The organism is Streptomyces sp. Ag109_O5-10 (assembly GCF_900105755.1).
In the GTDB taxonomy this organism is placed as follows: domain Bacteria; phylum Actinomycetota; class Actinomycetes; order Streptomycetales; family Streptomycetaceae; genus Streptomyces.
In genome coordinates this window covers 7,717,839-7,733,138 of record NZ_FNTQ01000001.1, presented here as the reverse complement: position 1 = coordinate 7,733,138, position 15,300 = coordinate 7,717,839, and the positions used below count along the sequence as shown (strand labels likewise).

The following is a 15,300-nucleotide window of genomic DNA, read 5'->3' as shown; positions in this document are numbered from 1 at the left end:
TGCCGGTTCACCCGATGTCCGGCGGATCGATCCGCACCCGCACCGCCTCCTCGCCCCCGGCCCCGCTCCCTCGCGCCATCCGGGCGGCCTGCGCCGACTTCAGGGCGGCGGCGAGCGCCGCCCCGCTCCCCGGCGGCACCCGTACCAGCACCCGCTCCCAGTGCTCCCCCGGCGGCGGCGCACCCGCCCGCCGAGGCGCCCCGGCCCGCACCACAGGTACCGGAACCGGCCCCAACACCTCGGCGTCCGACGGCAGTTCGGCCGTACCGAGGAACCCGGCGAGCGCCTCCGCCGTCCCCGACACCGCCGCCATCCGCGACACCGGCGGAAACCCCAGCTCCGCCCGCTCGCCGAGCTCCCGCACCGCGTGCCCGACGGGATCCCACCGCACCAGCGCCTGCACGGGCCGCAGCGTCGGCTCCGCGACGACGACCACGGTGCCCCCGTCCGGCTGCGGCCGCACCAGCGCCCCGGCCGCGATCCACCGGCGCAGCGCGTCCTCACCGGCCCGCAGGTCGGGCCGCCCCAGCATCGCCCAGCCGTCCAGCAGCAGGGCCGCCGCGTAGCCGCCCTCGGCGACCGGCTCGGCACCCGGTGTGCTCACGACCAGCGCGGGAGTCCCAGGCACGGTGTCCAGCACCTGCTCGCGTCCCGAGGTCCGTACCGGGACGGTGGGAAAGGCCCGCCCCAGCTCCTCGGCGGTCCGCCGGGCCCCGACCACCTGGGCGCGCAACCGGAAGCCGCCGCACTCGGGGCAGTGCCAGTCGTTCTCCGCCCGCCCGCACCATGCGCACTGCAGCGCCCCGGCGTCCCGCGCCTCCAGCGGACCGGCACAGTGCCGGCAGCGGGCCGGCGCCCGGCACTGGGCGCAGGCCATCCTCGGCACGTACCCCCGCCGGGGCACCTGCACCAGCACCGGCCCGTGCCGCAGCCCGTCCCGGACGGCCTGCCAGGCGAGCGTGGGCAGCCGGGCGGCGCGCGCGGCCTCGTCCCGCGCGAGGTCTCCGTCCCCGACCGTCCGCACCAGCGGCGCGAACTGCCGCACCTGTTCTCTGCCCGCCACCAGGGGCCGCGCCCAGCCGTTCTCCACGAGCTGCGCGGCCTCCACCGTGCAGCTCCAACTCCCGAGCAGGGACGCGCACTTGTCGAGTGCCGCCCGCAACAGCAGCACATCCCGCGCATGCGGCTGCGGGGCGTGCTGCTCGCTGTGGCTGTCGTCCCCGTCGTCCCAGATCGCGACGAGCCCGAGATCCCGCACGGGCGCGAACATGGCGGCCCGGGTCCCCACGACGGCCCGCACCGACCCGCGGCTGACGGCGAGCCACTGCGCGTACCGCTTCTCGGGCCCGGCGTCGGCCGTGAGCAGCGCATGTCGCCCCTCGCCCAGCACCTCGGTCAACGCGGCGTCGACCCGCGCGGCGGCCCGGCCGTCCGGTACGACGACCAGTGCGCCGCGTCCGGAGGCCAGCGTGGCGGCGACGGCCCGGGCGATCTCCTCGCTCCAGCCGGGACCGGGCAGGGCGTTCCACACGGCGCGCGGTGCGCCGCCGGAGGCCAGCGACTCGACGAAGGCGGCCCCGTGCTCGTACCGCGACCAGCTTCCGGCACCCGGCACGGGCGGCGGCGGAAGCGGCTCGGGCGAGGACCTCTTCTCGGCCCGCGCGCTGCGCGGCGGCACGGCCAGCTGGAGCACATCCGCGAGGCTGCCCGCGTACCGGTCGGCGACCGCGCGTGCGAGCCGCAGCAGTTCCTCGCTCAGCACCGGCTCGGGCGACACCACCTGGGCCAGCGCGGCCAGCGGCCCCGCGTAGTCGGACTCGGCGAGCCGCTCGACCAGGAACCCGTCGATGAGCCCCCCGCCCTCGCGGCGCCCGTCCCGCACCCGGTGCCGACCGGCCCCGAACCGCACCCGCACCCGCACCCCGGGCTGCGCGTCGGCGTCCAGCTCGGCGGGGACGGCGTAGTCGAAGTAGCGGTCGAGATGGAGCACGCCCTTGTCCACGAGCACCCGCGCGACCGGCAGCCGCTCGGCCAGCTCGGCACCCCGCCAGGTCCTTGGCTTGGCCCGGGGCACCTTGGCTCCCCGCACGCTCTCCCGAATGAGCGCGAGCTGCTCCGGCGGCGCCCCTCCGGCGCCCCCGCCCCCCTGCTCGTTCTCGCTGCTCACCCTTGCATTCTTACCAAACGCCACTGACAGCCGGCGCCGCCCGAGTTCACTCCGGCTGCGGAACGCCATGACGGCATTTTCATCTGCCTTGGGCCACTCGGCCATACCGGTCAGGAACCGGCAGCAGGATTCGAACCTGCGTGGGCACAGCCCGGAAGAAGGATCCGCGGCCCCCGCACCGGGCGGCGCCGGTGTCCCGAGGTCAAGTCGACAGCGGTGGAACACACCAGCTTCACCGCGCGCCTGTGGGCACACTCCACGGAAGTAACCGCGGCCGTCGCACCGGGACGTCGTCACCCTACTGATCAGCCGGTCCCGTCGGCCAGCCGATTACACCGGCCCGGACACGCCGAGGCCCGGCTCCGCCGAAAGGGAGCCGGGCCTCGGTCGAGGTGGTTGCGGGTCTTACAGACCCACGGCCGCGCGCAGGGCGTCCACGCGGTCCGTGCGCTCCCAGGTGAAGTCGGGAAGCTCACGGCCGAAGTGGCCGTACGCGGCGGTCTGGGCGTAGATCGGGCGGAGCAGGTCGAGGTCGCGGATGATGGCGGCCGGACGCAGGTCGAAGACCTCGTCGATGGCCTTCTCGATCTTCTCGTGGTCGACCTTGGCCGTGCCGAAGGTCTCGACGAAGAGACCGACGGGCTCCGCCTTGCCGATCGCGTAGGCGACCTGGACCTCGCAGCGGGCGGCCAGGCCGGCGGCGACGACGTTCTTGGCGACCCAGCGCATGGCGTAGGCGGCCGAGCGGTCGACCTTGGACGGGTCCTTGCCGGAGAAGGCACCGCCGCCGTGGCGGGCCATGCCGCCGTAGGTGTCGATGATGATCTTGCGGCCGGTCAGGCCCGCGTCGCCCATCGGGCCGCCGATCTCGAAGCGGCCGGTGGGGTTGACCAGCAGACGGTAGTTCTCGGTGTCGAGCTTGATGCCGTCGTCCAGCAGCGCCTTCAGCTCCGGCTCCACGACGAACTCGCGGATGTCGGGGGCGAGCAGCGACTCCAGGTCGATGTCGGAGGCGTGCTGGCTGGAGACCACGACCGTGTCGAGGCGGACGGCCTTGTCGCCGTCGTACTCGATGGTGACCTGCGTCTTGCCGTCGGGGCGCAGGTAGGGGATGGTGCCGTTCTTGCGGACCTCGGAGAGGCGCTTGGAGAGCCGGTGCGCCAGGAAGATCGGGAGCGGCATCAGCGTCGGCGTCTCGTCCGTCGCGTAGCCGAACATCAGGCCCTGGTCGCCGGCGCCCTGCTTGTCGAGCTCGTCCTCGTCGCCCTCGACCCGGGTCTCGTAGGCCGCGTCCACGCCCTGGGCGATGTCCGGGGACTGCGCGCCGATCGAGACCGAGACGCCGCAGGAGGCGCCGTCGAAGCCCTTCTTCGAGGAGTCGTAGCCGATCTCCAGGATCTTGTTGCGGACCAGCGTCGCGATGTCCGCGTACGTCTTGGTCGTGACCTCGCCGGCCACGTGCACCAGGCCGGTGGTGATCAGCGTCTCGACGGCGACCCGGGAGGTCGGGTCCTCGCGGAGCAGCGCGTCGAGAATGGTGTCGCTGATCTGGTCAGCGATCTTGTCGGGGTGACCCTCGGTCACGGACTCCGAGGTGAACAGGCGACGGGACACAACGCTCCCTGGGGTTGCAGCGGCTGCTGTCTGATCATTGGCGGACGACACGGGGGCTGCACCCGGGCGTCGTCCGAGAACAGTTTATCGGTCGCACTCGGCCGCCGGCCTACCTGTCTCGACACTCGGAAGTGCTGTGACCTGCGGCACGGGCATTCTGCCCAATGGTCGGCGGCCTTGACCAGAGCCCCCGCACCGCAATGTCGTGTCTGGGAGAGTTGACATATGGCTGCAATAAGTTAACCCAAACGGGCCGTCACGAGGTCCCAGACGATGTCGGCGAGAGCCTCCTTCGGCCCGTGCGGCACCGGCGTCTCGCTGCCGTCGGCGCCGAGCACCACGGCCTCGTTCTCCTCGGAGCCGAAGGTCTTGCGCTCTCCCACCTCGTTCACCACGAGCAGGTCGCAGCCCTTGCGGGCCAGCTTGGTCCGGCCGTTGGCGAGGACGTCGTCGGTCTCGGCGGCGAAGCCGACGATCACCTGTCCGGACCGCGCCCGGTCGGCCGAGATCTCCGCGAGGATGTCCGGATTCCGCACCAGGACGATCGGCTCGGGTTCCTGGCCGTCCTTCTTCTTGATCTTTCCGGCCGCGTAGACCGCGGGGCGGAAGTCGGCGACGGCGGCGGCCATCACCACGGCGTCGGCGTCGGCGGCCGCCTTCAGCACCGCCTCCCGCAGCTGCACGGCCGTACCGACCGGGACGACGTCCACGCCCGCCGGGTCGGGCAGTCCCGTGGTGTTGGCGGCGACCAGCGTCACGCGGGCGCCGCGTGCGGCGGCCGTGCGGGCGAGGGCGTAGCCCTGCTTGCCGGAGGAGCGGTTGCCGAGGAAGCGGACGGGATCGAGGGGCTCCCGGGTGCCGCCGGCGGAGACGACGACGTGGCGGCCGGCCAGGTCGGGCTCCGCCGCTCCTCTCACCAGGATGCGCCGGCAGGCCTCGAAGATCTCCGCCGGGTCGGGGAAGCGGCCCTTGCCGGTGTCGACGCCGGTGAGGCGGCCGACCGCCGGGTCGATCACGACGGCGCCGCGGCGGCGCAGCGTGGCCACGTTCTCCTGGGTGGCCGGGTGCTCCCACATCTCCGTGTGCATCGCGGGGGCGAAGACGACCGGGCAGCGGGCGGTGAGGAGGGTGTTGGTGAGCAGGTCGTCGGCGAGGCCGTGGGCGGCCTTGGCGAGCATGTCGGCGGTGGCCGGGGCGACGACGACCAGGTCGGCGTGCTGGCCGATGCGGACGTGCGGGACCTCCTCGACGTGGTCCCAGACCTCGATGGAGACCGGGTTGCCGGAGAGGGCGGACCAGGTCGCGGCCCCGACGAAGTGCAGCGCGGAGGCGGTGGGCACGACCCGGACGTCGTGACCCGACTCCGTGAACCTCCGCAGCAGCTCACAGGCCTTGTACGCGGCGATGCCGCCGCTGACCCCCAGCACGACCTTCGGCTTGCCCACCGGGCCTCCACTCGTCGAATCCATGACGCCATCACACACCACAGGCCCGGCAGTCGGCCGCCGGGCCTGTGGATAAGTCAACCGCAATACGAAAGTACTACTGCGCCGGGCCCTCGATGGCCTCGGACGTCAGCAGACCCGCGTTGATCTCGCGCAGGGCAATGGAGAGCGGCTTCTCGTGGACGTGGGTGTCGACGAGCGGACCGACGTACTCGAGGAGGCCCTCGCCGAGCTGCGAGTAGTACGCGTTGATCTGACGGGCGCGCTTGGCCGCGTAGATCACGAGGCTGTACTTCGAGTCGGTGGCCTCGAGGAGCTCGTCGATCGGAGGGTTGATGATGCCCTCGGGCGCGGTGATGGAAGAGGACACGCTCTGCCTTCCGATGGATGGGAAAGATTCAGTCTGAATGATCAGCGACGATCACACAACGTCCATCAAGGCTAGCAGCTCGCGCGCCACGTCCTTGACAGAGGTGTTGACCAGGGTTTCGTCGAACTCCGGCTCGGCCGCGAGCTCGACCCTGGCCGCGTCCAGCCGCCGCTCGATCACGTCGGGCGCCTCGGTGCCGCGCCCGGTGAGCCTGCGCACCAGCTCCTCCCAGGACGGAGGGGCCAGGAACACCAGCCGGCCCTCCGGCATGGTCTCGCGGACCTGCCGGGCGCCCTGGAGGTCGATCTCCAGGAGAACCGGCACGCCGGCCTCCAGGTGCTCGAGGACCGCGGCGCGCGGGGTGCCGTAGCGGTTGCCGGCGAATTCGGCCCACTCCAGGAGTTCGCCGTTGGCGATCAGTTTGTCCATCTCCTCGTCGGAGACGAAGAAGTAGTGGACGCCGTGCTTCTCACCGGGGCGGGGCTTGCGCGTGGTCGCCGACACCGAGAGCCAGACCTCGGGGTGTTCCTTGCGCATATGGGCGACGACCGTGCTCTTGCCGACCCCGGAGGGGCCGGAGAGCACGGTCAGCCGCGGACGATCGTCCGGGGGCTCGGGGGTCGTCCCCCGGAATGTTGCAGCCATGCAGCGATTATTCCAGCAATCGCAGGCCGTCCGGGACGGCCCTCCCGGACGGCCCCGTGATCAGGAGCCGGTGCTGCCGAACTCGCGCTCCAGGGAGGCGATCTGGTTGGAACCGAGACCACGCACGCGGCGGCTCTCGGAGATCCCGAGTCGCTCCATGATCTGCTTGGCGCGGACCTTGCCCACGCCCGGCAGGGACTCGAGCAGGGCGGAGACCTTCATCTTGCCGATGACGTCGTTTTCCTGGCCCTGCTTGATGACCTCGTGAAGAGAGGCGCCGGAGTGCTTGAGTCGATTCTTGACCTCGGCCCGCTCCCGGCGAGCCGCGGCGGCCTTTTCGAGCGCGGCTGCGCGCTGTTCAGGGGTAAGGGGCGGAAGAGCCACGCCTACGTCACCTCGGATGTCGAACTGTCGGATACGGACCGGTGAGGAACCTAGTCGCCCCACACCTGGGGAGCTACGAGCAACACGCTTGCCCGTTGACTCTGCTCGGAGACTAGCGGGCAAGTCCGCCGGAGTCAGCGAGAACAGCGGAAAAGTCCTGGTCAGCCTCCGTCAGGCCAGACATTTCAGACATACTGCCCCGGATTTGAGGATGTATTCACGATCGGGCAGTCGCCGAAGTGCCCGGCGAAGCGCTCTTCGGCGACTCGTCGGAGCCCTCACCGACCTGCGACGACATCCCGGATCTCGCCCGCGAACCGCTCCGCGGCCGCGCGCAGGGCCCCGACGTCGGGACCGTGACGCAAAACACCTCGGCTCACGTTTGGAACCACGTTGCGCACCGCGGGCCCGAAGACCGTGGGCAGGTCGGCCGCCGTCGCCCCCTGCGCGCCGACGCCCGGCGCGAGGAGCGGACCGTTGATGTCGAGGTCGTACGACGACAGGTCGCCGACCGTGGCGCCGACGACGGCGCCGAAGGAACCCAGCGGCTCCTCCCCGGCGTTCTCGGCGGCGAGGTGGGCCAGCATCGTCGCGCCGACCGTCCGCCCGTCGGCGCGCACCGCGTGCTGCACCTCGGGGCCCTCCGGGTTGGAGGTGAGCGCCAGCACGAACAGGCCGGCCCCGCTCTCCCTGGCCAGCGCGACGGCGGGGCTGAGCGAGCCGTAGCCGAGGTACGGGGAGACGGTCAGGGCGTCCGAGAACAGCGGGGCGTCCTTGCTCAGGAAGGCCTCCGCGTATCCGGCCATGGTCGAGCCGATGTCGCCGCGCTTGGCGTCCATCACGACCAGCGTCCCGGCCGCCCGCGCCTCCTCCACCACCCGCTCGAGGACGGCGATGCCGCGCGAGCCGAACCGCTCGAAGAACGCGCTCTGCGGCTTCATCACGGCGACCCGGTCGGCCACCGCCTCGACGACGGTGCGGCTGAACCGCTCCAGGCCCGCCACGTCGTCGTGCAGACCCCACTCGTAGAGCAGCGAGGCGTGCGGGTCGATGCCGACGCACAGCGGACCACGCTCGTCCATCGCGCGGCGCAGCCGCGCGCCGAAGGGCTCCAACGGGCTCATACGGTCTTCCTCACGTCGGCGCCGACCGCGTCGGCGAGGGTGGCGTACGGACTGGTGCGCAGGCGGGCGGCGAGGCCCTTGTGAACGGCGCGGCTCCAGAAGGGGCCCTGGTAGACGAAGGCGCTGTAACCCTGGACCAGCGTGGCACCGGCGAGGATGCGCTGCCAGGCGTCCTCGGCGTCCTCGACACCGCCGACGCCGACCAGGGTGATGCGGTCGCCCACGCGCGCGTACAGCCGCCGCAGCACCTCCAGGGAGCGCGCCTTGAGCGGTGCCCCGGAGAGCCCTCCGGTCTCCTTCACCAGGGCGGGATCCGACCGCAGCCCGAGCCCCTCGCGCGCGATCGTCGTGTTGGTGGCGATGATCCCGTCGAGACCCAGCTCCACGGCCAGGTCCGCGACGGCGTCGACGTCCTCGTCGGCGAGGTCCGGCGCGATCTTCACCAGGAGCGGCACCCGGCGGTTCGCCGCCACGCGGTCGGCGGCCTCGCGCACGGCCGTCAGCAGCGGGCGGAGGTGATCGACGGCCTGGAGGTTGCGCAGGCCCGGCGTGTTCGGCGACGACACGTTCACGACCAGGTAGTCCGCGTACGGCGCGAGCCGCTCGGCGGACTTCACGTAGTCGCCGACGGCCTCGGCCTCCGGTACGGCCTTGGTCTTGCCGATGTTGACGCCCACGACGGTCCTGAACACGGCCTGACGGGTCGCCAGCCGCGCGGCGACGGTCAACGAGCCGTCGTTGTTGAACCCCATCCGGTTGATCAGCGCCCGGTCGGCGACGAGCCGGAACATCCGCTTGCGGGGGTTGCCGGGCTGCGCCTCCCCGGTCACGGTCCCGATCTCGACGTGGTCGAACCCGAGCATCGACATCCCGTCGATCGCCACCGCGTTCTTGTCGAACCCGGCCGCCAGCCCGAACGGCCCGTGCATCCGCAGCCCGAAGGCCTCGGTGCGCAGCTCCTTGTAGCGGGGAGCCAAGGCGGCGGCAACGAAGGTGCGCAGCACCGGGATCCGGGCGGCGAGCCGGATCCATCGGAAGGCGAGGTGGTGGGCGGCTTCGGGATCCATCCGCCGGAAGACGAGCTGGAAGAAGATCTTGTACATCAGTGGTCCTCATACGGAGGGGGGACGCCGTCTCCGGAGTCCCCCCTCAGCGGAGCGCCCTGAAGGGGCGCGGGGCAGTGCTCAATCTGCGGCTCCGCCGCGTGGGCGCGACCAGCCGCAACCGGCCCGCAGCCTCACTACGGCCTCTCAGTCCCTCGCGGCCGTCAACCTCTCCGCATGCTCCTGGAGCGACCGCACCCCCACGTCCCCGTGGTTCAGGGCATCGATCCCCTGCACAGCCGCCGCCAGCGCCTGCACGGTCGTCAGACACGGCACCGACCGGGCCACCGCGGCCGTCCGGATCTCGTACCCGTCCAGGCGACCCCCGGTGCCGTACGGCGTGTTGACGATGAGGTCCACCTCGCCGTCGTGGATGAGCTGCACGATCGTCCGCTCGCCGTTGGGGCCGATCCCCTCCGACTGCTTGCGGACGACCGTCGCGTTGATGCCGTTGCGCTTGAGCACCTCGGCCGTGCCGGAGGTGGCCAGCAGCTCGAAGCCGTGGGCGACCAGCTCGCGCGCCGGGAAGATCATGGAGCGCTTGTCGCGGTTGGCGACGGAGATGAACGCGCGGCCCTTGGTGGGCAGCGGCCCGTACGCCCCGGCCTGCGACTTGGCGTACGCCGTACCGAAGACGGAGTCGATGCCCATGACCTCGCCCGTGGAGCGCATCTCCGGGCCGAGCACCGTGTCGACGCCCCGCCCGTGGATGTCGCGGAACCGCGACCACGGCATGACCGCCTCCTTCACGGAGATCGGCGCGTCGAACGGCAGCTCGCCGCCGTCGCCGCGGGCCGGCAGCAGCCCCTCGGCGCGCAGTTCGGCGACGGTCGCGCCCAGCGAGATCCGGGCGGCCGCCTTGGCCAGCGGCACCGCGGTCGCCTTCGAGGTGAAGGGAACCGTGCGGGACGCGCGCGGGTTGGCTTCGAGGACGTAGAGGATGTCCCCGGCCATCGCGAACTGGATGTTGATCAGACCCCGTACACCGACACCCTTCGCGATGGCCTCGGTCGAGGCCCGCAGCCGCTTGATGTCGAAGCCGCCGAGCGTGATCGGCGGCAGGGCGCACGCCGAGTCGCCGGAGTGGATACCGGCCTCCTCGATGTGCTCCATGACGCCGCCCAGGTACAGCTCCTCGCCGTCGTAGAGCGCGTCGACGTCGATCTCGATGGCGTCGTCCAGGAACCGGTCGACGAGGACCGGACGGGTGGGACTGATCTCGGTCGACTCGGCGATGTACGCCGCCAGCCGGGCCTCGTCGTAGACGATCTCCATGCCGCGCCCGCCGAGCACGTACGACGGGCGGACGAGCACCGGGTAGCCGATCTCGTCGGCGATGGCCTTGGCCTCGGCGAAGGTGGTGGCCGTGCCGTGCTTGGGGGCCGGCAGGCCCGCCTCCGCGAGGACCCGGCCGAAGGCGCCGCGGTCCTCGGCGGCGTGGATCGCCTCGGGGGACGTACCGACGATCGGCACGCCGTTGTCCTTGAGCGCCTGGGACAGGCCCAGCGGGGTCTGGCCGCCCAGCTGCACGACCACGCCGGCGACCGGTCCGGCCTGCTGCTCGGCGTGCACGATCTCCAGGACGTCCTCCAGGGTGAGCGGCTCGAAGTAGAGCCGGTCGGAGGTGTCGTAGTCCGTGGAGACGGTCTCCGGGTTGCAGTTGACCATGACCGTCTCGTAGCCGGCGTCGCTCAGCGCGAAGGACGCGTGCACGCACGAGTAGTCGAACTCGATGCCCTGGCCGATGCGGTTGGGGCCGGAGCCCAGGATGATGACGGCCGGCTTCTCGCGCGGCGCGACCTCGGTCTCCTCGTCGTAGGAGGAGTAGAAGTACGGCGTCTTCGCGGCGAACTCGGCGGCGCAGGTGTCGACCGTCTTGTAGACCGGGCGCACGCCCAGCGCGTGCCGGACCTCGCGGACCACGTCCTCGCGCAGGCCGCGGATCTCGGCGATCTGCTGGTCGGAGAAGCCGTGCCGCTTTGCGTCGGCGATCAGCTCGGCGCTCAGTTCCGCCGCCTCGGCCAGCTCGTCGGCGATCTCCTTGATCAGGAAGAGCTGGTCGACGAACCACGGGTCGATCTTCGTGAACTCGAAGACCTCCTCGGGCGTGGCGCCCGCCCGGATGGCCTGCATGACCGTGTTGATCCGGCCGTCGGTGGGCCGTACCGCCTCGTGCAGCAGCGCCTGCTTGTCGCCGGGCTCGCCGACGAAGGTGAACTGGCTGCCCTTCTTCTCCAGCGAGCGCAGCGCCTTCTGGAAGGCCTCGGGGAAGTTGCGGCCGATGGCCATCGCCTCACCGACCGACTTCATGGTCGTGGTCAGCGTGGAGTCGGCGGACGGGAACTTCTCGAACGCGAAGCGCGGGGCCTTGACGACCACGTAGTCGAGCGTGGGCTCGAAGGAGGCCGGAGTCTCCTGCGTGATGTCGTTGGGGATCTCGTCGAGGGTGTAGCCGACGGCCAGCTTCGCCGCGATCTTCGCGATCGGGAATCCGGTCGCCTTGGAGGCGAGCGCTGAGGACCGGGACACACGCGGGTTCATCTCGATGACGATGACCCGGCCGTCCTCGGGGTTCACCGCGAACTGGATGTTGCAGCCGCCGGTGTCGACGCCGACCTCGCGGATGACGGCGATGCCGACGTCGCGGAGGATCTGGTACTCGCGGTCGGTCAGCGTCATCGCGGGCGCGACGGTGATCGAGTCGCCGGTGTGCACGCCCATGGGGTCGAAGTTCTCGATGGAGCAGACGACCACGACGTTGTCGTGCTTGTCGCGCATCAGCTCCAGCTCGTACTCCTTCCAGCCGAGGATGGACTCCTCCAGGAGCACCTCGGTGGTCGGGGAGAGCGTGAGGCCCTGCCCGGCGATCCGGCGCAGCTCCTCCTCGTTGTGGGCGAAGCCGGAGCCGGCGCCGCCCATGGTGAAGGACGGGCGGACGACGACCGGGTAGCCGCCGCCGAGCTCCTCGACGCCCGCGATGACCTCGTCCATGGTGTGGCAGATGACCGACCGCGCGGACTCGCCGTGCCCGATCTTCTGGCGGACCGCCTCCACGACCTCCTTGAAGAGGTCGCGGTCCTCACCCTTGTTGATGGCCTCCACGTTGGCGCCGATCAGCTCGACGCCGTACTTGGCCAGGACGCCGTTCTCGTCGAGCGAGATGGCGGTGTTGAGCGCCGTCTGGCCGCCCAGGGTGGGCAGCAGCGCGTCGGGCCGCTCCTTGGCGATGATCTTCTCGACGAACTCCGGGGTGATCGGCTCGACGTAGGTCGCGTCGGCGATCTCCGGGTCGGTCATGATCGTCGCCGGGTTGGAGTTGACCAGGATGACCCTGAGGCCCTCGGCGCGCAGCACGCGGCAGGCCTGGGTCCCGGAGTAGTCGAACTCGGCGGCCTGGCCGATGACGATCGGGCCGGAGCCGATGACCAGGACGGACTGGATATCGGTGCGCTTAGGCACGCTGGCCCTCCATCAGGGAAACGAAGCGGTCGAACAGGTAGGCGGCGTCGTGCGGGCCGGCTGCCGCTTCGGGGTGGTACTGGACGGAGAAGGCCGGCTGGTCGAGCAGCTGCAGCCCCTCCACGACGTCGTCGTTGAGGCAGACGTGCGAGACCTCGGCGCGGCCGAACTTCGTGTCGCTGACCTTGTCGAGCGGCGCGTCGACGGCGAAGCCGTGGTTGTGCGCGGTGACCTCGACCTTGCCGGTCGTCCGGTCCTGGACCGGCTGGTTGATGCCCCGGTGGCCGTACTTCAGCTTGTAGGTGCCGAAGCCGAGCGCGCGGCCGAGGATCTGGTTGCCGAAGCAGATGCCGAAGAGCGGGGTCTTCCGCGCCAGCACGGCGGTCATCAGGGCCACCGGTCCTTCGGCCGTGGCCGGGTCGCCGGGGCCGTTGGAGAAGAACACGCCGTCCGGGGAGACGGCGTACACGTCGTCCTCGGTGGCGGTGGCGGGCAGCACGTGCACCTCGATGCCGCGCTCGGCCATCCGCTGCGGGGTCATGCCCTTGATGCCGAGGTCGATGGCGGCGACGGTGAACCGCTTCTCCCCGACCGCGGGGACCACGTACGCCTCCTTGGTGGCGACCTCCTCGTACAGCGAGGCGCCCTTCATGTGCGGCTGGGCCTGCACGCGCGCGAGGAGCTCGGCGTCGGTGGCGATCGCCTCGCCGGAGAAGACGCCGGCGCGCATCGAGCCGCGCTCGCGGAGGTGGCGGGTGAGGGCGCGGGTGTCGATCCCGGAGATGCCGACCACGCCCTGCGCGACCAGTTCCTCGTCCAGCGACCGCTTGGCGCGCCAGTTGGAGGGCACGCGCGCGGGGTCGCGCACGACGTAACCGGAGACCCAGATGCGGCTGGACTCGTCGTCCTCGTCGTTCCACCCCGTGTTGCCGATCTGCGGGGCGGTGGCGACCACGATCTGGCGGTCGTACGACGGGTCGGTCAGGGTCTCCTGGTAGCCGGTCATTCCGGTGGAGAAGACGGCCTCGCCGAAGGTCTCCCCCACGGCCCCGTAGGCGCGGCCGCGGAAGATCCGGCCGTCCTCCAGGACGAGTACGGCGGGAACCTTGCCGGTTCCCCTGGTGGAGGTCGTCATCGTTCGGCGCCTTCCGTGCTGGGTGTCTTGATCATGGAGTTGACGGCGTCGACCCACTCGGTGTGCTCGGCCGCCTGGTCGGAGCGGAATCCGGAGTCGATCAGCCGGTCGCCGTGCTGCCAGGTCACCACGAGGAGTCCGCCCTCGGTGAGGACCTTGCCCGCGATGCCCTTGCCGAGCAGGGCTTCGCGGAGCGCGTCGGCGGGGATGAAGAAGTCGGTCGCGCCGGGGCGTACGACGTCCAGGCCCGCGTCGGTCAGGGTGAGCTCGACCCGGCTGCGGGAGCCGAGACCGCGGGCCACGATGCGGTCCAGCCACTGCCCGGCGGTGGTGGAGCCGTGGTAGCGGCCGCTCATCGTCAGTCTCACGGCACCGGGGTCGTCCGGCGCGCTGGGCAGCTCCGGGAGGTCGCCCTGGAGGGTGCCGCGCCACTTCCAGCCCTCGCGCATCAGCCAGTAGACGAGCGCGACGAAGAGGGCGAGGCCGACCAGCCAGCCGATGCGGGCGGACCAGTCGGTGACCGCGGCCGACTTCTTCTCGTCGGCCAGCAGGATCAGAGGTGTCACGTCAGCTTCCCGTCCACGAGCGTCGCCTTGCCCCGCAGCCACGTGTGGGTGACACGGCCCGGCAGCTCGCGTCCCTCGTACGGGGTGTTGCGGCTGCGCGAGGCGAAGCCCGCGGGGTCCACCAGGCCACGGTATTCCGTGTCGACCAGGGTGAGGTTGGCGGGCTCGCCTGCCGAGACGGGGCGGCCGTGACCGGCGGCCTGTCCGATCCGCGCGGGCTTGACGGACATGCGGTCGGCGACGCCGGCCCAGGTCAGCAGGCCCGTGTCGACCATGGTCTCCTGCACCACCGACAGCGCGGTCTCCAGGCCCACCATCCCCATGGCGGCCGCGGCCCACTCGCAGTCCTTGTCCTCGTGCGGGTGCGGGGCGTGGTCGGTGGCGACGATGTCGATCGTGCCGTCCGCGAGGGCCTCGCGCAGGGCCAGGACGTCCCGTTCGGTGCGCAGCGGCGGGTTGACCTTGTAGACCGGGTTGTACGACCGGACCAGCTCGTCGGTGAGGAGCAGGTGGTGCGGGGTGACCTCGGCCGTGACGTCGATGCCCCGGGACTTGGCCCAGCGCACGATCTCGACCGAGCCGGCGGTCGAGAGGTGGCAGATGTGGACGCGGGAGCCGACGTGCTCGGCGAGCAGCACGTCGCGCGCGATGATCGACTCCTCGGCGACGGCGGGCCAGCCCCCGAGCCCCAGCTCGGCGGAGACGACGCCCTCGTTCATCTGGGCGCCCTCGGTCAGCCGCGGCTCCTGGGCGTGCTGGGCCACGACCCCGCCGAAGGCCTTCACGTACTCCAGGGCGCGGCGCATGATCACGGCGTCGTCGACGCACTTGCCGTCGTCGGAGAAGACGGTGACCCCGGCGGCCGACTCGTGCATGGCGCCCAGCTCGGCGAGCTTCCTGCCCTCCAGGCCGACGGTGACGGCGCCGATGGGCTGGACGTCGCAGTAGCCGTGCTCCCGGCCGAGCCGGTAGACCTGCTCGACGACGCCGGCGGTGTCGGCGACCGGGAAGGTGTTGGCCATGGCGAACACGGCCGTGTAGCCGCCGCTCGCCGCGGCGCGGGTGCCGGTGAGGACCGTCTCGGAGTCCTCGCGCCCCGGCTCGCGCAGGTGGGTGTGCAGGTCGACCAGGCCCGGCAGCAGCACCTTCCCGGCGGCCTCGACGACCTCGGCGCCCTCGGCGGACAGCCCGGAGCCGACCGCCTCGACGACCTCGCCGTCGATCAGGACGTCCTGCGGCTCACCGCCGAGCACCTTCGCACCACGGATCAGGATCTTGCTCATGGGTC

12 protein-coding genes are annotated in these 15,300 nt (G+C 71.4%); all 12 read right to left on the bottom strand.

Features of this window, described 5'->3' with window-relative positions:
• Positions 1-7 precede the first annotated feature (7 nt).
• A complete protein-coding gene (locus BLW82_RS35295; protein ID WP_093505405.1) occupies positions 8-2,167 on the bottom strand; it encodes a primosomal protein N' in 2,160 nt (719 codons plus the stop codon).
• Between the two features lie 405 nt (positions 2,168-2,572).
• Positions 2,573-3,781 carry a methionine adenosyltransferase gene (metK, locus tag BLW82_RS35290; protein ID WP_093505403.1) on the bottom strand — a complete coding sequence of 403 codons (1,209 nt, stop codon included), beginning with the start codon at positions 3,779-3,781 and terminating at the stop codon, positions 2,573-2,575.
• A 239-nt stretch (positions 3,782-4,020) separates the two neighbouring features.
• Positions 4,021-5,226 (bottom strand): bifunctional phosphopantothenoylcysteine decarboxylase/phosphopantothenate--cysteine ligase CoaBC, encoded by a 1,206-nt coding sequence (gene coaBC / locus BLW82_RS35285; RefSeq protein WP_093505401.1) that lies wholly within the window; start codon positions 5,224-5,226, stop codon positions 4,021-4,023.
• 97 nt (positions 5,227-5,323) lie between these two features.
• On the bottom strand, positions 5,324-5,596 hold the full coding sequence (rpoZ, locus tag BLW82_RS35280) for a DNA-directed RNA polymerase subunit omega (protein ID WP_005319902.1): 273 nt from the start codon (positions 5,594-5,596) through the stop codon (positions 5,324-5,326).
• A 51-nt stretch (positions 5,597-5,647) separates the two neighbouring features.
• Positions 5,648-6,241, bottom strand: a complete 594-nt coding sequence (gene gmk, locus BLW82_RS35275) for a guanylate kinase (protein WP_093505400.1) — start codon at positions 6,239-6,241, stop codon at positions 5,648-5,650.
• 60 nt (positions 6,242-6,301) lie between these two features.
• Complete coding sequence (locus tag BLW82_RS35270; protein WP_003977346.1) at positions 6,302-6,625, bottom strand: integration host factor; 324 nt, start codon at positions 6,623-6,625, stop codon at positions 6,302-6,304.
• Positions 6,626-6,903: 278 nt separating this feature from the next.
• Entirely contained in the window at positions 6,904-7,749 is an 846-nt protein-coding gene (gene pyrF, locus BLW82_RS35265; protein ID WP_093505398.1) for an orotidine-5'-phosphate decarboxylase, read from the bottom strand.
• A complete protein-coding gene (locus tag BLW82_RS35260; protein WP_093505396.1) occupies positions 7,746-8,852 on the bottom strand; it encodes a quinone-dependent dihydroorotate dehydrogenase in 1,107 nt (368 codons plus the stop codon). The genes pyrF and BLW82_RS35260 overlap by 4 nt, the downstream gene beginning before the upstream one ends.
• Positions 8,853-8,999: 147 nt before the next feature.
• A complete protein-coding gene (carB, locus tag BLW82_RS35255) occupies positions 9,000-12,311 on the bottom strand; it encodes a carbamoyl-phosphate synthase large subunit (protein WP_093505394.1) in 3,312 nt (1,103 codons plus the stop codon).
• Positions 12,304-13,446, bottom strand: a complete 1,143-nt coding sequence (carA, locus tag BLW82_RS35250; RefSeq protein WP_093505392.1) for a glutamine-hydrolyzing carbamoyl-phosphate synthase small subunit — start codon at positions 13,444-13,446, stop codon at positions 12,304-12,306. The genes carB and carA overlap by 8 nt, the downstream gene beginning before the upstream one ends.
• A complete protein-coding gene (locus tag BLW82_RS35245) occupies positions 13,443-14,012 on the bottom strand; it encodes a PH-like domain-containing protein (RefSeq protein ID WP_093505390.1) in 570 nt (189 codons plus the stop codon). Before BLW82_RS35245 ends, carA begins: the two co-directional genes overlap by 4 nt.
• Entirely contained in the window at positions 14,009-15,295 is a 1,287-nt protein-coding gene (locus BLW82_RS35240) for a dihydroorotase (protein WP_093505388.1), read from the bottom strand. The genes BLW82_RS35245 and BLW82_RS35240 overlap by 4 nt, the downstream gene beginning before the upstream one ends.
• Positions 15,296-15,300 lie beyond the last annotated feature (5 nt).